The organism is Pseudomonas sp. NPDC089407, from assembly GCF_044900445.1.
GTDB lineage: Bacteria > Pseudomonadota > Gammaproteobacteria > Pseudomonadales > Pseudomonadaceae > Aquipseudomonas.
The window spans coordinates 12,887-31,663 of sequence record NZ_JBJDNB010000038.1; the positions used below are offsets into that span (position 1 = coordinate 12,887).

The 18,777-nt window shown below is 64.7% G+C and carries 23 protein-coding genes; 9 read left to right on the forward strand and 14 right to left on the reverse strand.

The annotated features are described in order from the left end of the window. The first annotated feature begins 123 nt into the window (after window positions 1–123). Window positions 124–1,995: a TonB-dependent receptor domain-containing protein gene (locus tag ACI2KG_RS24080; RefSeq protein ID WP_404663551.1), complete on the forward strand. Its 1,872-nt coding sequence runs from the start codon at window positions 124–126 to the stop codon at window positions 1,993–1,995. Here the strand turns inward: ACI2KG_RS24080 and ACI2KG_RS24085 are convergent. The 12 genes from ACI2KG_RS24085 to nrdR all read right to left on the reverse strand — a co-directional run bounded on the left by ACI2KG_RS24085 (window position 1,973) and on the right by nrdR (window position 10,781). Further along, complete coding sequence (locus ACI2KG_RS24085; RefSeq protein ID WP_404663552.1) at window positions 1,973–2,785, reverse strand: cobalamin-binding protein; 813 nt, start codon at window positions 2,783–2,785, stop codon at window positions 1,973–1,975. The genes ACI2KG_RS24080 and ACI2KG_RS24085 overlap by 23 nt on opposite strands. Continuing rightward, complete coding sequence (locus tag ACI2KG_RS24090) at window positions 2,785–3,204, reverse strand: MFS transporter (RefSeq protein WP_404663553.1); 420 nt, start codon at window positions 3,202–3,204, stop codon at window positions 2,785–2,787. The genes ACI2KG_RS24085 and ACI2KG_RS24090 overlap by 1 nt, the downstream gene beginning before the upstream one ends. Continuing rightward, window positions 3,201–3,818 (reverse strand): GTP cyclohydrolase II, encoded by a 618-nt coding sequence (ribA, locus tag ACI2KG_RS24095; protein WP_012270291.1) that lies wholly within the window; start codon window positions 3,816–3,818, stop codon window positions 3,201–3,203. The genes ACI2KG_RS24090 and ribA overlap by 4 nt, the downstream gene beginning before the upstream one ends. A gap of 235 nt (window positions 3,819–4,053) precedes the next feature. After that, on the reverse strand, window positions 4,054–4,797 hold the full coding sequence (locus ACI2KG_RS24100; protein ID WP_404663554.1) for a substrate-binding periplasmic protein: 744 nt from the start codon (window positions 4,795–4,797) through the stop codon (window positions 4,054–4,056). Window positions 4,798–4,813: 16 nt separating this feature from the next. After that, window positions 4,814–5,317 carry a phosphatidylglycerophosphatase A gene (locus tag ACI2KG_RS24105; RefSeq protein ID WP_404663555.1) on the reverse strand — a complete coding sequence of 168 codons (504 nt, stop codon included), beginning with the start codon at window positions 5,315–5,317 and terminating at the stop codon, window positions 4,814–4,816. Beyond that, entirely contained in the window at window positions 5,314–6,282 is a 969-nt protein-coding gene (thiL, locus tag ACI2KG_RS24110) for a thiamine-phosphate kinase (protein WP_404663556.1), read from the reverse strand. The genes ACI2KG_RS24105 and thiL overlap by 4 nt, the downstream gene beginning before the upstream one ends. Window positions 6,283–6,300: 18 nt before the next feature. Then, window positions 6,301–6,801, reverse strand: a complete 501-nt coding sequence (gene nusB / locus ACI2KG_RS24115) for a transcription antitermination factor NusB (RefSeq protein WP_404663557.1) — start codon at window positions 6,799–6,801, stop codon at window positions 6,301–6,303. Further along, the gene (gene ribE / locus ACI2KG_RS24120) at window positions 6,798–7,274 is read right to left on the reverse strand and encodes a 6,7-dimethyl-8-ribityllumazine synthase (RefSeq protein WP_391131027.1); all 477 of its coding nucleotides are present in this window, start codon (window positions 7,272–7,274) and stop codon (window positions 6,798–6,800) included. Before ribE ends, nusB begins: the two co-directional genes overlap by 4 nt. 91 nt (window positions 7,275–7,365) lie before the next feature. Continuing rightward, window positions 7,366–8,457, reverse strand: coding sequence for a bifunctional 3,4-dihydroxy-2-butanone-4-phosphate synthase/GTP cyclohydrolase II (ribBA, locus tag ACI2KG_RS24125; protein ID WP_019472340.1), 1,092 nt, complete (start codon window positions 8,455–8,457; stop codon window positions 7,366–7,368). Window positions 8,458–8,475: 18 nt separating this feature from the next. Next, window positions 8,476–9,141: a riboflavin synthase gene (locus ACI2KG_RS24130; protein WP_404663558.1), complete on the reverse strand. Its 666-nt coding sequence runs from the start codon at window positions 9,139–9,141 to the stop codon at window positions 8,476–8,478. A gap of 42 nt (window positions 9,142–9,183) precedes the next feature. After that, on the reverse strand, window positions 9,184–10,314 hold the full coding sequence (gene ribD / locus ACI2KG_RS24135; RefSeq protein ID WP_404663559.1) for a bifunctional diaminohydroxyphosphoribosylaminopyrimidine deaminase/5-amino-6-(5-phosphoribosylamino)uracil reductase RibD: 1,131 nt from the start codon (window positions 10,312–10,314) through the stop codon (window positions 9,184–9,186). Between the two features lie 2 nt (window positions 10,315–10,316). Beyond that, a complete protein-coding gene (gene nrdR, locus ACI2KG_RS24140) occupies window positions 10,317–10,781 on the reverse strand; it encodes a transcriptional regulator NrdR (RefSeq protein ID WP_009685710.1) in 465 nt (154 codons plus the stop codon). Window positions 10,782–10,887: 106 nt separating this feature from the next. Here nrdR and ACI2KG_RS24145 point away from each other — a divergent pair, with 106 nt between their 5' ends. Genes ACI2KG_RS24145 through trxA form a run of 3 tightly spaced genes read left to right on the forward strand, consistent with a single transcriptional unit; the run spans window position 10,888 to window position 12,904 of the window. Next, window positions 10,888–11,340, forward strand: coding sequence for a YbaY family lipoprotein (locus ACI2KG_RS24145; protein WP_400619747.1), 453 nt, complete (start codon window positions 10,888–10,890; stop codon window positions 11,338–11,340). Next, window positions 11,341–12,000, forward strand: a complete 660-nt coding sequence (locus ACI2KG_RS24150) for a class I SAM-dependent methyltransferase (protein WP_404663560.1) — start codon at window positions 11,341–11,343, stop codon at window positions 11,998–12,000. It begins immediately after the preceding gene. A 31-nt stretch (window positions 12,001–12,031) separates the two neighbouring features. After that, window positions 12,032–12,904, forward strand: coding sequence for a thioredoxin (trxA, locus tag ACI2KG_RS24155; RefSeq protein WP_404663561.1), 873 nt, complete (start codon window positions 12,032–12,034; stop codon window positions 12,902–12,904). Between the two features lie 170 nt (window positions 12,905–13,074). On the opposite strand, the gene ACI2KG_RS24160 is transcribed toward trxA, so the two are convergent. Next, window positions 13,075–13,419, reverse strand: coding sequence for a hypothetical protein (locus ACI2KG_RS24160; RefSeq protein ID WP_404663562.1), 345 nt, complete (start codon window positions 13,417–13,419; stop codon window positions 13,075–13,077). A gap of 129 nt (window positions 13,420–13,548) precedes the next feature. On the opposite strand from ACI2KG_RS24160, the gene ACI2KG_RS24165 reads away from it, so the two are divergent. The 5 genes from ACI2KG_RS24165 (at window position 13,549) to ACI2KG_RS24185 (ending at window position 17,551) form a co-directional block, all read left to right on the forward strand. Further along, window positions 13,549–14,124, forward strand: coding sequence for a DUF2796 domain-containing protein (locus tag ACI2KG_RS24165; RefSeq protein ID WP_404663563.1), 576 nt, complete (start codon window positions 13,549–13,551; stop codon window positions 14,122–14,124). A gap of 1 nt (window position 14,125) precedes the next feature. After that, window positions 14,126–14,836 (forward strand): ABC transporter ATP-binding protein, encoded by a 711-nt coding sequence (locus ACI2KG_RS24170; protein ID WP_404663564.1) that lies wholly within the window; start codon window positions 14,126–14,128, stop codon window positions 14,834–14,836. After that, on the forward strand, window positions 14,836–16,101 hold the full coding sequence (locus tag ACI2KG_RS24175) for an ABC transporter permease (RefSeq protein ID WP_404663565.1): 1,266 nt from the start codon (window positions 14,836–14,838) through the stop codon (window positions 16,099–16,101). The genes ACI2KG_RS24170 and ACI2KG_RS24175 overlap by 1 nt, the downstream gene beginning before the upstream one ends. A gap of 162 nt (window positions 16,102–16,263) precedes the next feature. Continuing rightward, on the forward strand, window positions 16,264–16,758 hold the full coding sequence (locus tag ACI2KG_RS24180; RefSeq protein ID WP_404663585.1) for a DUF3299 domain-containing protein: 495 nt from the start codon (window positions 16,264–16,266) through the stop codon (window positions 16,756–16,758). A 109-nt stretch (window positions 16,759–16,867) separates the two neighbouring features. Then, window positions 16,868–17,551 carry an OmpW family protein gene (locus ACI2KG_RS24185; protein ID WP_400619617.1) on the forward strand — a complete coding sequence of 228 codons (684 nt, stop codon included), beginning with the start codon at window positions 16,868–16,870 and terminating at the stop codon, window positions 17,549–17,551. Here ACI2KG_RS24185 and ACI2KG_RS24190 read toward each other — a convergent pair. Further along, on the reverse strand, window positions 17,539–18,744 hold the full coding sequence (locus ACI2KG_RS24190) for an MFS transporter (RefSeq protein ID WP_404663566.1): 1,206 nt from the start codon (window positions 18,742–18,744) through the stop codon (window positions 17,539–17,541). The two genes, ACI2KG_RS24185 and ACI2KG_RS24190, sit on opposite strands and share 13 nt — an antisense overlap. Between the last annotated feature and the right edge of the window lie 33 nt (window positions 18,745–18,777).

Sequence of the window (18,777 nt, forward strand, 5' to 3'; positions counted from 1 at the left end):
CGGCCCATCGCGACACAAGGCCGCTCCTACAGAGACCGCGCCGCTCTCCCGGTCTGTGCATTATCTGTAGGAGCGGCCTTGTGTCGCGATCGAGGGCACAGCCCTCGAAAAATGGTACTGCCCATGAAATCTCCAGCCTTTGCCACCCTACTCTGCCTCCCGCTGCCGCTACTGGCCGCCGAACGCGATGACGCCCTCAAACTCCCCGACGTGCTGATCAGCGCCAGCCGCCAGGTCGAATCGCGCACCGCCACCAGCGCCGCCAACACGGTCTTCACCCGCGCCGACATCGACCGCCTGCAACCCGGCAGCGTTACCGACCTGCTCAGCCGCGTACCCGGCGTGCAAGTGGCGCCTACCGGTGGCCGTGGCAGCCTGCCGGGCATCTTCATCCGTGGCACCAAAGCCGCGCAGAGCCTGGTGCTGGTCGACGGCGTGCGTATCGCCAACGCCACCTCCGGCGACAGCGGCTTGCAGTTTCTCGACGTCGACCAGATCGAACGGGTGGAAGTGCTGCGCGGCTCGCGATCGGCGGTGTATGGCAGCGATGCCATCGGCGGGGTGATCCAGATCTTCACCCGGCGCAGCAACGGCCCCGGCCTGCAGCCACGCCTGCGCATGGCGGCCGGCAGTAACCAGACCTTCCAGCGCAGCCTGGGGCTTTCGGGTGGCAATGGCGCGACCCGTTTCAACCTTGGCGCCAGCCTGGATGAAACAGCCGGTATCGATTCCACTGGGCCGTCCTTCGCCAGCGACGGCGACCATGACGCCTACCGCAACACGTCATTCAACCTGAGCCTGAGCCACACCTTCGGCGAGCGCTACGAAGCCGGCCTGAACCTGCTCGACAGCCGCGGCCGCAGCGAATACGACAACCCGTTCGGTGGCTTCGACCCGGTTACCTTCGAGAGCTTCGGCCAGCAGCCCTACACTGACGTCAGTGTCAGCAGCGTGGGCAGCTACTTTGACGCCCAGTTGACCGATACCTGGCACTCACGCCTGGAACTGGCCCACAGCGAGAACCGCGACGACAAGCGCGACAAACTCAGCGCCGAGCGCTTCGTGTTCAACACCTACCGCGATCAGGCCACCTGGCAGAACGACCTTGCCCTGAGCGAACACAACACCGTGCTGATCGGCGGCGACTGGTATGAAGACCGTGTCCATGGCAGTACCGACTTCACCGAGGACAGCCGCTGGAACCGCGCCGTGTTCATGCAGCACCGCTACCAGGGCGAGCAGTTCTCTACCGAACTGGGCGTGCGCCATGACCGCAACCAGCAGTTTGGCGGCCAGACCACCTGGAGCGGCAGCCTGACCGTGCCGTTGAACGCGAATAACGATGTACTGCTGTCCTACAGCGAAGGTTTCCGCGCCCCCACCTTCAACGACCTGTATTACCCCCAGTTCAGCAACCCGAACCTGGACCCGGAGCACTCGAAAAGCTATGAGCTGCAATGGCGCAGCCAGCTGTCGGCCGACACCCGCCTGGAAACCTCGCTGTACCGCACCGACCTGCGCGACGCGATCATCTTTGGCCAGGACTCGATCCCCCGCAACGTCGCCTCGGCGCGCATCAATGGCCTGGAAATGGCGCTGACCCAGCAATGGGGCGCCTGGCATAGCCAGTTGGGCCTGGCACTGATCGACCCACGCGACCGCGACACCGGCCACACCCTGGCCCGCCGTGCCCGGCGCACCCTGAGCCTGGACCTGGACCGTGATTTCGGCCGTTTCAGTGCGGGCGCCAGCTGGCAGGCCGTCAGCAACAGCTATGACGATGAGGCCAACCGCAACCGTATCGGTGGGTATGGCCTGTTCGGGTTGCGCGGTAGCTGGGCGGCTACCGATGAAGTGAAGCTGGAAGCCAAGCTGGATAACCTGCTGGACCACCGCTACAGCCGCGCCCTGTACAGCTACGAGGGCACTTACCAGCCTTACCGCGAAGAAGGCCGCACCCTGCTGTTCAGCGTCACCTGGACGCCGGCACTTTAGTTGCCAGCAACGCACACAGGCGGGCAGTGGCTTCGATCATCTGCCCACTGGGGCGCTCCAGGCCCTTGTCTGGCACTACCAGCAAGCGGTTATCGGCTACCGCACGCAGCTGCGGCCAGGCCTTCCAGCTGGCCAGTTGCGCCTGATCACCGGCCAGTATGACCTGCGGGTTACGCAGCAATACAGACTCCACATTCACCTGTGGCGCCGGCTGGCTGAGGTCGGCGAACACGTTGCGCGCACCGCACACAGCCAATGCATCGCTGACCACCTGGCGGCCACCGAGGGTGTACAACGGCCGATCCCAGACCTGATAGAACACCTGCAAGGGCTCGTCGCGCCGATACTGCTGGCGAAGCTGCTGCAACCGCTCACGCAGGGCGTGAGCGTACTGCCCGCCCTGCTCGGCACGCCCGACGCGCCCGGCAATGGCTTCGATCTGCTCGATCAACTGGTCGATGTTGTGGGGTTCGGCGCTGAAAGTGGCTATTCCAAGACGCTTGAGCTGGTCGCGCTGGGCCGGCGGCACGCTGCCCGGCCACAGCAGCAACAGGTCGGGGCGCAGGCTGAGCAGGCGCTCCATATCCAGTTGCCCTTGACGCCCGACCGAGGGCAGGTCGCGCAATGCCGCAGGGCGTTCGCCACCGTCGAGCACGCCCACCAGCAGGTCATCGGCCTGCAGTTCGAGCATGATTTCAGTCATCGAAGGGGCAAGGCTGACAACCCGCAAGGGTTCGCCGGCCATCACGGTGCAGGCGAACAGCGCCAGCAGGCCCGGCAGCAGGCGCATCAGCCGAGCTGGCGCGGAATGCGATAGAGGTAAAGCACTACCACGGTGGACAACGCCAACAGGATCTGTGGTACCGCCTCGAGGCCGACCAGCACCGACAGCGCAGCGACCCAGGCCGGGAAGCAGGCATAGAGCATGGCCAGGCGCCGCACCCGCGCCAGCTCGATCCAGGCCGCGGGCTCTTCACCAGTGCCAAGCACTTTGGAGGTCGCAATGAGTGCACGCTTGTAGGCACCGAAGCGCGGCAGGCTGAGGAACATGGTGGCCGCGCCGGCAATGAACAACGGCATGGCCAGCACCGGGATCAGTGCATCACCCCCACCAAAGGCCCAGGCCATGACCGGCAGCGGTACCAGGCCCATCGCCAGGTACTGCCACCAGGCCAGTGCCAGGCGCCGCTTGACCTCGCTGCGGGTCACGCCTGGGGCGCCTCGCCCTGATGTTCGTTGCCCAGCATGTGGCCCAGCTTGCCGGCCTTGGTCGCCAAGTAATAGCGGTTGTGCGGGTTGTGCCCGGTGTGCAGCGGCACACGCTCGGCGACGACAATGTTCATGTCGGTCAGGGCTTTTACCTTGCGCGGGTTGTTGGTCATCAGGCGCAGCGACTTCACCCCCAGGTGCTCGAGCATCGGCAGGCACATGGCGTAGTCACGCTGGTCGGCAGCAAAGCCCAGGCGCTCGTTGGCTTCGACGGTATCGGCGCCGCCATCCTGCAGCTCGTAGGCGCGGATCTTGTTCAGCAGGCCGATGCCACGGCCTTCCTGACGCAGGTACAGCAGCACGCCACGGCCTTCGCGGGCAATGGCCTGTAGCGCGGCCTCCAGCTGCGAGCCGCAGTCACAGCGCTGGCTGAACAGGGCATCGCCGGTCAGGCACTCGGAGTGCAGGCGCCCCAATACCGGCTGGCCATCCGCGATATCACCCAGGCTGAGCACCACGTGCTCACGGCCTGTGGCTTCGTCGAGAAAGCCATGCATGGTGAAGGTCGCGAAGGGAGTCGGGAGTTTAGAGGCGGCAACAAAGACGACGGGCACGTTGTGCTCCTGGCATAAGTAGGAAATTTCTCGTGAGCCGATTGTATCAGCAGGTTGGGCAATGTGGGCCGGCTGTATACCGTGGGGTAAGATCGAAAAGTTCGATGCTTAGGCTAAGCAGGTCCGGCCCTATCGCCGGCAAGCCAGCTCCCACAGGTTCATCACAAGGCTTGTGGCCTGTGCATGACCTGTGGGAGCTGGCTTGCCGGCGATGGGGCGCAAAGCGCCCCCGGCTTCAGTGCGGTTTGCTGTCCGCGCTGAACGGATACGGCTGCCGCCAGTGCTCGAAAATCGGCTTCAGCTCGCCGCTGCGCACCAACTCGGCCATGCGCTTGTCGAACAGGTCGCGCAGGGCCTTGGCCTGGTCGCTGCGAGCAAAAGCCAGGTACAGCGGCAGTTCGGCGACATGGGTACGGCGGAAGCGCTCGGGCTGCGATGACTGGCCCAGGACATAATCGACTTCGGTCTGGGCATCGATATAGAAGTCCACACGGTCATGCTCGAGCATTGGCAGAATGCCTTCGCGGCGCTGGATTTCACGAAATTCATGCACATCGGGCAGGTAGCTGCCGTAATCGTACCCACGCACCCAGGCCAGGCGGTACTTGCCAACATTCTGCGGCGTAGGCGCAGGCTTGCTGGCCAGCCCCAGGGCGTAGATATGGTCCATGTCGAAGTGCCAGCGCGGGTACAGGTTGCCGTCGTTCTCGTCCTTGTACGAGCCCACCCAGGCATCCGCCTCGCCACGCTTCACCAACCCGATCGCTCGGCTGTAGGGCGCGCTTTGGGTAACCACCTTGACCCCGGCCGGCTCGAACACCTTGCGCAGCACGTCCCAGGCTACCCCGGTACCGTCGGCGTTGGTGTAGTCGAGCCATTCCTCGCTGACCAGGTGGACCTGCTTCGGCACGCCTTCGGCAGCCGTCACCCACGGCGCAATACTCAGCAGCATTGCCAGCAGCCCAGTCCTTATGGCCATTCTCGCGCTCCCTGTTTCAGGCAACCGCCCACACCAGAACCTGCATGCCCAGCCAGGCGAACACGCCGGCCAGGATATCGTCGAGCATGATGCCGACGCCCCCGTGCACATGGCGGTCGATCCAGCGGATCGGCCACGGTTTGAGGATGTCGAAGAAGCGGAACATCAGGAACCCTGCCAGCAACCATTGCCAGCCTTCCGGCACCAGCCAGAGGGTGATCCACATGCCGACAATCTCGTCCCAGACAATGCCTTCATGGTCGTGCACGCGCAAGTCATTGGCGACTTTGCCGCACAGCCAGAAGCCGAACAGCATGCTTACGCCGAGCAGCACCCAGTAGCCCCAGTCGGGCAGCATCTGCCACAGCGGAATGAACGGTATGGCCACCAGTGAGCCCCAGGTACCCGGCGCCTTGGGCAAGGTACCAGAGCCGAAGCCGAACGCGATGAAGTGCCACGGGTTGCGCCAGACCGAAGGCGGAACAAACTCCGCAGGCACCTGGTTGGGGTGATCGGTCACGGTGTCTCCCTAAAGTGTTGATAGCCCCGCTGCACGGGGGTTATGTCCTGGCCTTGTGCGTCGCGCAGCGTCACGCCCTGCCCTTCGAGCACACGGCCAACGATATGTACCTCGATGAAACCGAGATCAGCCAAGGGCGCCACTGCTTCGGGCGGCAACGTGAACGCCAGCACGTAATCGTCGCCACCGGTGAGTGCTGCCTGCAGCGCCGCTTCGCGGCCGAGGAACGCCTCTAGAGTTGGAGACACTGGTACCTGCGCCAGGTTCACCTCCAGCGCCACGCCAGACGCCTTGGCGATATGCCCACAATCCGCGAGCAGGCCATCGGAGATGTCCAGCGCCGCCGTGGCTTTGCCTCGCAGCCACGCGCCGAGGGTGAGCTGTGGCATCGGCGACCAGTAATGGGCCAGCAATGGCTCGGCCAGCTCGGCAGGCGCCTCGCGCTCACCCAGCACCAGCGGCAAGGCACCGGCGGCCTTGCCCAGCGAACCGCCAACACACAGCAGGTCGCCCGGCCGTGCGCCGCTGCGACGCAACGCCTGGCCTGCCGGCACGCGGCCGAACACGGTCACAGTGATGCTCAGTGGACCACGGGTAGTATCCCCGCCAATCAGGCTCATGCGGCAACGGTGGGCCATGCGGCTGAGGCCGTCGGCGTAGGCCGCCAGCCAGTCCGGGCCAACGTCAGGCAGGGTCAGGGCGAGGGTAAAGCCGATGGCAGTCGCGCCCATGGCGGCCAGGTCACTGGCCGCCACGGCCAACGAACGCTGGCCCAGCAGCAACGGGTCGCAAACAGCAGGAAAGTGCACCCCGGCGACCAGCGTGTCGGTCGACACAGCCAGTTGCTCCCCGGGTGGGAGATCCAGCAGGGCACAGTCGTCGCCGATGCCCAGGGCCACGCCCTCGCCGCCCTGCGCACAGGGCGCGGCGGCGAAGTAATGGTTGATCAGCTCGAACTCACCCATGGCCAGGCAGCGCCAGGATCAGCGCTTGTTCGCCCTGACTTCTGCTTCACGCAGGGCCGGGGCAAGCTTGTCCAGCACGCCGTTGACGAACTTGTGGCCGTCGGTGGCACCGAAGACCTTGGCCAGCTCCACACCTTCGTTGATCACGACGCGGTACGGCACGTCAACGCGCTTGATCAGTTCCCAGGTGGAAAGGCGCAGCACGGCCAGCTCGACCGGGTCGAGCTCGTCCAGCGCGATGGTCATGCACGGCACCAGCGCCTTGTCGATTTCGCCCTTGATTGCCGGGACCCCATGCAGGATCTCGCGGAAATAGGCACCGTCGACATCGGTGAAATCGTTATCGACCCGGAACTGCGCTTCGATCTCGTTCAGCGAATGCTGGGCCATGTGCCACTGGTAGAGGGCCTGGGTCGCGAGCTTGCGGGCTTCGCGGCGCTTGGCGCTCTTCGAGGGCTTGCCGGCATCCGCAGGTTTTGGATCGCGCGGGTTGAAACGATCGCTTTCGTCGCTAATCACTTGGCCTCCAACTGCGCCAGCAGGCTGACCATTTCCAGAGCGGACAGGGCAGCTTCACCGCCTTTGTTGCCAGCCTTGGTGCCGGAACGCTCGATGGCTTGCTCGATGGAATCGACGGTCAGTACGCCGAAGGCCACCGGAACACCGAACTCCATGGACACCTGGGCCAGGCCCTTGGTGCATTCGCCTGCCACGTATTCAAAATGCGGGGTACCACCACGGATCACGGCGCCCAGGGCGATGATCGCGTCGTAGGCGCCTTGCTGGGCGACCTTCTGTGCTACCAGCGGGATCTCGAACGCACCCGGGGCACGGATGATGGTGATGTCGCTTTCGCTGACACCGTGGCGAACCAGGGTATCAACGGCACCGCTTACCAGGCTTTCGACAACGAAGCTGTTGAAGCGGCCAACCACCAAAGCATAGCGACCTTTGGGGGCGATGAAGGTACCTTCGATGGTCTTCAGGGTCATTCCGATATTCTCATCTTCAAGAGCGAGGCCGCATACAAGCGGCCTCGACAGGGGTCTGGACTCGAGCAGAGGGCGTCATTGCCGCCTCAAGTCACTCGGAGGGCACGTATTCTACAACTTCCAGATCGAATCCGGATATCGCGTTGAACTTCATCGGCGAGCTCATCAGGCGCATCTTGCGCACACCGAGGTCGCGCAGGATCTGCGAACCGGCGCCAACGGTGCTGTAGGTGGTCGGTGCCTTGGTCGGCGCATCGCCCGCGCTTTCGCGGATGTGTGCCAGCAGCACGTCGCCGTCCAGCGGGTGGCCCAGCAGCAGCACCACGCCGCTGCCAGCCTCGGCCACCGCAGCCATAGCCGCGCGCAGGCTCCAGCGGCCCGGTTGCTTGACCAGCAGCAGGTCGCGCAGTGGGTCCATGTTGTGTACACGCACCAAGGTCGGCTCTTCGGCGCAGATCTTGCCCAGGGTCAGGGCCAAGTGCACGTCGCCTTCCACCGCATCGCGGTAGGTGACCAGGTTGAACTCACCCAGCTCGCTCTCTACCGGTTGCTCGGACACACGCTGCACAGTGCGCTCGTGGATCATGCGGTAGTGGATCAGGTCGGCAATGGTGCCGATCTTCAAGCCGTGTTCGGCGGCGAACACTTCCAGCTCGGCGCGGCGCGACATCGTGCCGTCGTCGTTCATCACTTCGCAGATCACGCCGCTTGGCTCGAAACCGGCCATGCGCGCCAGGTCGCAGGCAGCTTCGGTGTGGCCGGCGCGTGCCAAGGTACCGCCAGGCTGGGCCATCAGCGGGAAAATGTGGCCAGGGCTGACGATGTCTTCGGCCTTGGCATCCTTGGCAGCGGCAGCCTGCACGGTACGGGCGCGGTCGGCGGCGGAGATGCCGGTGGTAACGCCTTCGGCGGCTTCGATCGACACGGTGAACTTGGTGCCGAAGCCCGAGCCGTTGCGCGGCGCCATCAGTGGCAGCTTCAGCGTTTCGCAACGCTCGCGGGTCATCGGCATGCAGATCAGGCCACGGGCGTGCTTGGCCATGAAGTTGATGTGCTCGGGTAGGCAGCATTCGGCTGCCATGATGATGTCGCCTTCGTTCTCGCGGTCTTCGTCATCCATGAGGATGACCATTTTGCCCTGGCGGATGTCTTCGACCAGTTCTTCGATGCTGTTGAGCGCCACGCGGCACCCCCTTCTCAATCAGGATTTCAAGAAGCCGTTGGCGGCCAGGAAGCTTTCGGTAATGCCACTGCCCTTGCTCGGTTCGGCGGCCTTGTCACCCAGCAGCAAGCGCTCCAGGTAACGGGCCAGCAGGTCGACCTCAAGGTTTACCCGACGCCCTGCGCGGTAGTCGGCCATGATGGTTTCGGACAGGGTGTGCGGGACAATGGTCAGCTCGAACTCGGCGCCATTGACCTCATTGACCGTCAGGCTGGTGCCGTCGACGGTGATCGAACCCTTGTGGGCGATGTACTTGGCCAGCTCCTTGGGTGCGCGCACCCGGAACTGGATGGCGCGGGCGTTATCGCTGCGCGAAATGATTTCGCCTACCCCGTCGACATGGCCACTGACCAGGTGCCCGCCCAGGCGGGTGGTGGGGGTCAGGGCCTTTTCCAGGTTGACCTTGCTGCCGCTCTTGAGGTCGACGAACGCGGTACGCTTGAGGGTTTCGACGCTGACGTCGGCCCAGAAGCCGTTACCCGGCAGTTCCACGGCGGTCAGGCACACGCCGTTGACGGCGATGCTGTCGCCAAGCTTGACGTCAGCCAGGTCGAGCTTGCCGGTTTCGACGTAGACGCGCACGTCGCCACCCTTGGGGGTGAGGCTGCGGATGGTGCCGATGGATTCGATGATGCCGGTGAACATGGGGTCTTCCTCAAAAACGGTTTGCGCAGGGCAAGCCCGGCATTATACGCCGGGCACCGGCAGGGGGATGGCCGTGACCCGCCAGTCATCGCCCACTGCACGTATTTCGGTAATTTTCAGCCGCGGGGCCTGGCTCATTTTTTCCAGTGGCCAGTCCAGCAGCGGGCGGGCCTGGGAGCCGAGGAAGGTACCGGCGACGAACAGCTGGTACTCGTCGACCAGGCCTTGGCGAGCAAAGGCCCCAACCAGGCCGGCACCGGCTTCCAGCAAGATTTCGTTGACGCCACGGGCGGCCAGGGCCTGCAGCAGCGCCGCCAGGTCAACCTGGCCATTGTCGCCCGGCAGGCTGAGCAGTTCGTGGCCGGCAGCGGCATAGCGCGGGTCATCTGCGACAGCGGTCACCACCAATGCCGGGCCGGCCTGGAAGAATGGCGCAGCCAGTGGCAGGCGCAGGCGGCCATCGACCAGCACACGCAGCGGGGTGCGGCTGAGTGCCAGGGCGGTGGTTTCGGCATCCAGGCCCAGTTCGGTGCCACGCACGGTCATGCGTGCGTTGTCGGCCAGCACGCTGGCGGCGCTGGTCAGCACCACGCTGGAGCGGGCGCGCAGGCGCTGCACTGCCGAGCGGGCAGCCGGGCCAGTGATCCACTGGCTTTCACCACTGGCCATGGCGGTGCGGCCGTCCAGGCTCATGGCCAGCTTGGCGCGGACGAACGGCAAGCCGTGCTCCATGCGCTTGAGGAAGCCCGGGTTGAGGGCACGGGCCTCGGCTTCGAGTACACCGCTGGCCACCTCGATACCGGCCTCGGCCAGGCGCCGCAGGCCCTGCCCTGCCACTTGCGGGTTGGGGTCCTGCATGGCTGCCACCACCCGCGCCACACCGGCATTGACCAGCGCCTCGGCACACGGCGGCGTGCGGCCATGGTGGCTGCACGGCTCCAGGGTGACATAGGCGCAGGCGCCGCGGGCACGCTCACCGGCCTGGCGCAGGGCATGCACCTCGGCATGCGGCTCGCCGGCGCGCACGTGCCAGCCTTCGCCGACCACTTCGCCATCGCGCACGATCACACAGCCTACGCGCGGGTTCGGGTGGGTGGTGTACAGGCCCTTGCGCGCCAGCTCCAGCGCGCGGGCCATGTAGTGGGCGTCAAGGATGGCGGCTTGGCTGGGCATGTTCACTCTTTAGCCGGCTCACGGGCCAGGCGATCGATTTCTTCGCGGAACTCGTCGAGGTCCTGGAAGCGCCGATACACCGAGGCAAAGCGGATATAGGCCACTTCATCGAGCTTGCGCAACTCGGCCATGACCATTTCACCCACCACCAGCGATTTGACCTCGCGCTCGCCGGTGGCACGCAGGCGGCTCTTGATGTGCGCCAGCGCCGCTTCCAGGCGCTCGACGCTGACCGGGCGTTTTTCCAGCGCCCGCTGCATGCCGGCACGCAGTTTGTCTTCATCGAAAGGCTGGCGCGTGCCGTCCTGCTTGATCAGCCGGGGCAGCACCAGCTCGGCGGTTTCGAAGGTGGTGAAGCGCTCGCCACAGGCCACGCATTCGCGGCGGCGGCGCACCTGCTCGCCTTCGGCGACGAGGCGAGAGTCGATGACCTTGGTGTCGTTGGCACCGCAAAAGGGACAGTGCATGGTGGCAGGCAACAAAAAAAGGGAGGGCCATGGTAGCGCATTGCACTGGCAAGACAAGCCAAAGGGGTTAACATCCATGGGAAATCTGCCCGTGAAGGACTACTCCATGCACTACCGAGCGCTCGTCGTGCTGTGCTGCGCCGCCCTGCTCGCCGCCTGCGGCAGCGACAGGCCGAAGACCGATACCCCCCCGGCACCCGCGCCGGCCCGCTCGGCCAAGCCGGCCGAAGTACTCGGCCCGCTGCCGGCCTACCAGCGCGAACTCAGCGGCACCTTGCTCGAGATCCCGGCCGGTGCCGACGTAGAGCTGGCCTTGCTGGTCATCGACGAACGTGACCGCCCGCAACGGCTGTTGGCCAGCAGCAACCTGACCGGTACCGGCCAGGCCCTGCCCTACCACCTGCGCTTCAACCCCGAGGCCTTCCCGGCCGGGGCGCGGGTCGAACTGCGTGGCCGCGCCAGCAGCTCCGGCCAGCTGATCATGCACCTGCCGCCGGTGCGCATTACCCAGGCCCAGACCCAGGCCACCGGCCCGCTGCGTTTCGAGAAGGCGCCGTAAGTGTTGCCAGACGCCCTGCAACGGGCCCTCAGCGGCCTGATCGGCGAAGCGCGACTGACCGTCAGCGAGCTGCCCGGCTGCGACCTGAAGCTGTGGCTGATCGACGAGCAGAACATGGACCGCGCCTTCAGCAGTGAAGAAACCCGGCGCATTCTTGAAGAACCACCCTACTGGAGCTTCTGCTGGGCCAGCGGCCTGGCCATGGCCCGCTACCTGGCCGAGCACCCAGAATGGGTGCTCGGCAAACGCGTACTGGACTTTGGCGCCGGCTCCGGCATCGCCGGCATTGCTGCAGCGCGCGCGGGCGCCCTTGAGGTAGTGGCCTGCGACCTCGACCCGCTGGCCCTCGCTGCCTGCCGCGAGAATGCCGCGCTCAATGGGGTGGAGCTGAGCTACAGCAGCGATTTCTTCGCCGAAGACGACCGCTTCGACCTGATCCTGGTGGCCGATGTGCTGTACGACCGCGCCAACTTGCCACTGCTGGATGCCTTCCTCGGCCGTGGTCGCCAGGCACTGGTGGCCGATTCGCGGGTACGCGACTTCAGCCACCCGCTCTACCAGCAACTTGGCGTGCTCGAAGCACTGACCCTGCCAGACCTGGCCGAGCCACACGAATTCCGCCGGGTCAGCCTGTACCACGCCAGCCGCGACACCTTATAGTGGTGTTATTCACGAGTTTGCGAGAGTCGCAATGAGCCAAGACACGCCTTACATTTTCGACGCCACCGATGCCACCTTCCAGCAGCTGGTGATCGAGAACTCCTTCCACAAGCCGGTGCTGGTGGACTTCTGGGCCGAGTGGTGCGCGCCGTGCAAAGCACTGATGCCGTTGCTGGCGAAGATCGCCGAGGGTTACCAGGGCGAACTGCTGCTGGCCAAGATCAACTGCGACGTGGAACAGCAGGTGGTTGCCCAGTTCGGCATCCGCAGCCTGCCGACCGTGGTGCTGTTCAAGGACGGCCAGCCGGTGGACGGTTTTGCCGGTGCACAGCCGGAATCGGCGATCCGCGCCATGCTCGAGCCGCACGTGCAAATGCCTGCCGCCCCTGTCGCTTCGCCGCTGGAGCAGGCCAAGGCGCTGTTTGCCGAAAGCCGTTTTGCCGAGACCGAAGCGCTGTTGCAGGCGCTGCTGGGTGAGGACAACAGCAATGCCGAGGCGCTGATTCTGTACGCCCGTTGCCTGGCCGAGCGCGGTGAACTGGGGGAAGCCGAGGTGGTGCTGGATGCAGTCAAGACGGACGAACACAAGGCCGCGCTGGCGGGTGCCAAGGCCCAGCTGACGTTCCTGCGCCAGGCTGCCAGCCTGCCGGAAGTGGCCGACCTGAAAAGCCGCCTGGCGCAAAACCCGCAGGACGATGAAGCGGCTTACCAGCTGAGTATTCAGCAACTGGCGCGCCAGCAGTATGAAGCGGCGCTGGAAGGGTTGCTGAAGCTGTTCCAGCGTAACCGTGGCTATGAAAACGGGCTGCCGCAGAAGGCGATGCTGCAGGTCTTCGAGTTGCTGGGTGGTGACCACCCGCTGGTCGGGGTTTATCGTCGCAAGCTGTCGGCGGCGATGTTCTGAGCATTTTGGGGCCGCTTTGCGGCCCATCCGACCGGTCCGGCGCCCCGGCAAGGCCGCTCCTACAGGGGACCGCGAGCAATCAGGCTTTCGCGTTTTTCTGTAGGAGCGGCCTTGCCGGGGCGCCGGACCGGTCGGATGGGCTGCAAAGCAGCCCCAAAATTCTGAAACCTTCACCCCACCCAGTGATAAACCGGCGCATCTACGCCACTTTCCACCTTCACCTCACTGCTGTGGCGCAAACGCACCAGCAGCCGCTTGCCCGCCGCCGTACTCCCGGCCAGCCCTTCCAGCCGGTCGAGCAATTCCGGCCCGCTCATCTGCCCGGCCAGGCGCAACACCTCGCGCGACGCCGCCCATTGCCCGTCATCCTGCCGTGGCGCTGCCACCGGGGCTGCCGCCACTGCATGCGCCGCCACCGGCACCTCGATCTGCCGCCCCAGCTGCGCCCATTCTTCAGGCGCCAACTCGATGGTCAGGTCCACCGGCCAATCACCAATCTGCCCACGAATTCTCACGATGCATTCCTTGAACCCAGGTCAATGCCCCATCCTACCGCAAGATGAAACCTGCACCACACAGGCTGGCGGCGCGCAGAAAAGTTGTTATAACATAACCAGATTATTCAGCCCGCCCCGGAGTCGTCCATGCGTCGCCTGCTGCTCGCCCTGCCCTTCGCCTTGCTGCCACTGGCCGTGGCCCATGCCCACGATGACCATGATCACGACCACGCCCATGGCACCCTCGGCGCCCACGAGCATGGCGTGGCCAAGCTCAATGTCGTGCTCGACGGCAACACCCTGGAGCTGGAGATGGACAGCCCGGCGATGAACCTGGTCGGTTTCGAGCACGCCGCCAGCAGCGAGGCCGACAAGGCCAAGGTTGCCGCTGTGCGCCAGCAGCTCGAACAACCGCTGAAGCTGTTCGGCCTTGCCTCGGCTGCAGGTTGCAAGGAAGACCAGCAAGCGCTGGAAAGCCCGCTGTTCGGTGACGCAGCCAAGGCAGACGACGACGGTGACGAGCACGAGAAAGGCCACGCGCACAGCGACATCAACGCCCATTACCAGTTGAACTGCGCCACCCCGGGCAAACTCGCCCAGATCGACCTTGCCCCGCTTTACAAAGCCTTCCCGGCCACGCAGAAGATCAACGTGCAACTGATCGGCCCGAACGGCCAGAAAGGCGTCGAAACCTCGCCCGCCAAGGCTGTGGTCGCATTCTGAGATGAGCCAGGCGCTGATTGAACTGCAGGACCTGGTGTTCGCCTGGCCCAACCAGGCGCCGTTGCTGGATATTCCGGCATTGCGCCTGGAAGCCGGCGAAGCGTTGTTCCTGAAAGGCCCCAGCGGCAGTGGCAAGACCACGCTGCTGGGTTTGCTGGGTGGCGTCACCGTTCCGGGCCAGGGCCGCATCCATTTGCTCGGCCAGGACCTTGGCAGCCTTGGCCAAGGCGCCCGCGACCGCTTCCGGGTCGATCACACCGGCTACATCTTCCAGCAGTTCAACCTGCTGCCGTTCCTGTCGGTACGTGAGAACGTCGAGCTGCCCTGCCGCTTCTCGCGCAGCCGCAAGGCGCGCGCCGAGCAGCGCCATGGCAGTGTCGACCAGGCCGCCAGCACGCTGCTGGCCCACCTGGGCCTGGACGACCCGGCCCTGCTCGCGCGCCGCGCCGACAGCCTGTCGATCGGCCAGCAGCAGCGGGTTGCCGCCGCCCGTGCACTGATCGGCCAGCCTGAACTGGTGATTGCCGACGAACCGACCTCGGCACTGGACGCCGACACCCGCGAAGCATTCATCCGCCTGCTGTTCGACGAGTGCCGCGCCGCCGGTGCCAGCCTGCTGTTCGTCAGCCACGACCAGAGCCTGGCCCCCCTGTTCGACCGCCACCTGTCGCTGGCCGAACTCAACCGCGCCGCCAAGCCCCGGGAGGCCTGATGTACCTGCTCCGTCTTGCCCTGGCCAGCCTGGCCAACCGCCGTTTCACCGCGTTCCTCACGGCTTTTGCCATTGCCCTGTCGGTTTGCCTGCTGCTGGCCGTGGAACGGGTGCGTACCGAAGCTCGCGCCAGCTTCGCCAGCACCATCAGCGGCACCGACCTGATCGTCGGTGCCCGCTCTGGCTCGGTGAACCTGCTGCTGTACTCGGTGTTCCGCATCGGCAACGCCACCAACAACATTCGCTGGGACAGCTATGAGCAGTACGCCAAAGACCCACGGGTAAAATGGGCCATACCGATCTCGCTGGGCGATTCGCACCGCGGTTATCGGGTGATGGGTACCACCACGGAGTATTTCAGCCATTACCAGTACGGTCGCCGCCAGCATCTGGCACTGAGCCAGGGCCGTGAGTTTGCCAGCGACCCGTTCGAAGTGGTGCTCGGCGCCGAAGTCGCCGAGGCACTGCACTACAAGCTCGGTGACCAGCTGGTGCTGGCCCATGGTGTAGCCGCCATCAGCCTGGTCAAGCATGACGACAAGCCGTTTACCGTGGTTGGTGTGCTCAAGCGCACCGGCACCCCGGTCGACCGCACCTTGCACATCAGCCTGGGCGGCATGGAGGCGATTCACATCGACTGGCACAACGGCGTACCGGCCCGTGGCGCCGGGCGTATCAGCGCCGGCCAGGCGCGTACGATGGACCTGCAACCCGCCGCCATCACCGCGTTCATGCTGGGCCTGAACAACAAAATCGCCACGTTCAGCCTGCAACGGGAGATCAACGAGTACCGCAGCGAGCCGTTGCTGGCGATTTTGCCCGGGGTGGCTCTGCAAGAGCTGTGGAGCCTGATGGGCACTGCCGAACAGGCATTGTTCGTGGTCTCGTTGTTTGTGGTGCTGACCGGCCTGATCGGCATGCTCACGGCGATTCTCACCAGCCTCAACGAGCGCCGCCGGGAGATGGCCATTCTGCGCTCGGTCGGGGCCAGGCCGTGGCATATTGCCGGGCTGCTGGTGCTGGAGGCGCTGTCGCTGGCGGCGGTCGGCATTGTCGCCGGGTTGGGCCTGCTGTATGCGGGGATTGCCCTGGCGCAGGGGTATGTGCAGGCCAACTATGGTTTGTACTTGCCGCTGGCAATGCCGAGCGCCCATGAGTGGACCTTGCTGGCTATCATTCTTGGCGCAGCCTTGCTGATGGGCAGCGTGCCGGCGTGGCGGGCCTATCGGCAGTCGTTGGCCGATGGTTTGTCGATCCACCTCTGAGAGCCAGTAATGATCCAGTACCTCATGCGCTTCTTCGCGGCGGTTCGACGCCTCGGTAAGCCCGCTCCTACATTGGATTGCGTTCCCTTTGTAGGAGCGGGTCCATCGAGGCGTCGAACCGCCGCGAAGAGGCCAGCGCAGACAACACAAATCCTGTTGATCATGCTGCTCTCGCTGGCAATACCTGCCTGGGCCGCCGAACCCAAGGAGCTGGACTGGCCCGCCCTCATCCCCGAAGGCGCCCCGGTCATCCCGCCGCAACTCGCCCCGCTGCACGACCTGTCGCAACTCAGCAATGCCTTGTCTGCCGAGTCCGCCCCGGCAGCACGCCAGCAAGCCCCCGACGCGCCAGTGGTGAAAAGCCTTGACGGCCAGCAGATCAAGCTGCCCGGCTATATCGTGCCGCTGGAAGTCAGCGAAGAAGGCCGCACCACCGAGTTCCTGCTGGTCCCCTATTACGGCGCCTGCATCCACGTACCGCCACCACCGTCGAACCAGATCGTGCACATCTTCAGCGAAATGGGCGTGCGCGTCGAAGACCTCTACCAGCCCTACTGGATCGAGGGAAAGATGCAGGTTAGAGCCTCCAGCAGCGAACTGGCCGATGCCGGCTACCAGATGGAAGCCGAGAAAATATACGCTTATGAACTAAAGTGAGAACTGTTACCAATTCGTGAACACGCTTCTTTGAGCTGGGTCAAACTTTCTGTTTAGACGCATCCGTACCATTGGACTACTCGATTACTCACGTCCTTTGGGAGCTTCCATGAACAAGTCCTTGCTCGGTGCCGCATTCGCGGCCCTGGCGCTCGCCGCCCCTGTTGCCCACGCCCACCAGGCGGGTGATGTCATCGTCCGCGCCGGCGCCATCACCACGGCGCCGAACGAGAGCAGCGGCGACCTGAAATTTGATGGCAACAAGGTTTCGGGCACCAAGGCGACCCTGGACAGCGATACCCAGTTGGGCCTGACGTTCGCCTACATGCTCACCGACCACATCGGCCTGGAACTGCTGGCCGCCACACCGTTCAAGCACACCGTCGGCGTAAAAGGCCTGGGTGGCGGCCTGGACGGCAAGCTGGCCGACATCAAGCAACTGCCACCGACCCTGTCGCTGCAGTACTACCCGATGGAGCCGAATTCCAGGTTCCAGCCGTATGCCGGTGTGGGCATCAACTACACCCTGTTCTTTGATGAAGACCTCAGCAGCACCCGCAAGCAGCAGGGCTTCAGCAACCTGAAGCTGCAGGACTCGATCGGCATTGCCGGCCAGTTGGGCATGGACTACATGATCACTGACAACCTGCTGGTCAACGCCTCGGTCTGGTACGTCGACATCGACACCAAGGCCAGCGTCAACGGCCCAACCGCGCTGGGCTATAGCAAAACCAAGGTCGACGTCGAAGTCGACCCATGGGTGTACATGGTCGGCCTTGGCTACAAGTTCTGACCAGAACACTGCAGGGCGGCTTCGGCCGCCCGGTTTTTTTGCTGCAATAGCCAGTAACCCAGAGCAGCCGCGCTGATGGCCATGCCCAGGCCGCACACCGCAGCCCATCCCCAATGGGCATATACCCAGCTCGCCAGCACCGCCCCCACACCGCTACCCAGCGAATAGCAACACATGTAGGCACCAATCAAGCGGCTGGCCATCTCGCCACGCCCGCCCAGCAAGAGGCTCTGGTTGGTGACATGCACCGCCTGCACGGCAAAGTCCAGCATCAGCACACCTAGCACAAAGGCCGTCAGCGATTGCCCGACAAAGGCTGTGGGCAGCCATGACAGCGTCAGCAACACCAGCGCCAGCCCGGTGGTGCGCTCCCCCATCCCTTGGTCGGCCAGGCGGCCGGTGCGCGACGCGGCCAATGTGCCTGCAACACCCGCCAGGCCGAACAGGCCGATCTCGGTGTGGCTCAGCGACAGCGGTGCAGCGCTGAGGGGCATGACCATCGCACTCCAAAGCACGCTGAACGCGGCGAAGATCAATACACCGAACACACCGCGCTGGCGCAGCAACCTGTCGTGCCGGTACAGGCGGAACTGGGCCACGATCAGCGCCCGGTAGCTGGAGCGGTACTTGGCTGAAGCCACCGTGGGCAAGCTACGCCACATCACCAGTGCCAGCAGTATCAACATACCTGCGGCTACCCAGTAAACGCTGCGCCAGCCCGCCAGATCGGCCAGCCCACCCGAAACCAGGCGTGCGAGCAAAATGCCCAGCACCACGCCGCTGGTGACAGTGCCCACTGCCCGCCCTTGCTGGCCAGGTGAGGCCAGGCTCGCGGCATGCGCCACCATGACCTGCACCATGACGGCCATCAAGCCCGCGACTGCCAGCGCCAGCAGCAGTACCGCCCAGTTCGGCGCCAGGGCGACGCCACCCAGCGCCAGCGCCGAGAACAGCAACTGGCCAAGCAGCAAGCGTTTGCGGTCCAGCAGGTCACCCAGCGGCACGATCAACAACAAGCCCAAGGCGTAGCCCGCCTGAGTCGCGCCCACTACCCAGCCAATCTGCTGCTGCGCCACGCCCAGCTCGGCGGCCATCGATTCGAGCAAAGGCTGGGCAAAATAGACCGTCGCCACGGCCATTGCGCTGGTCGTGGCCAGCAGCAGGGTTATCCAGCGTGTCTGTGTGGGCGTCATCGGGCTGACCTCTCGACTCTGGTTTCGATTTGA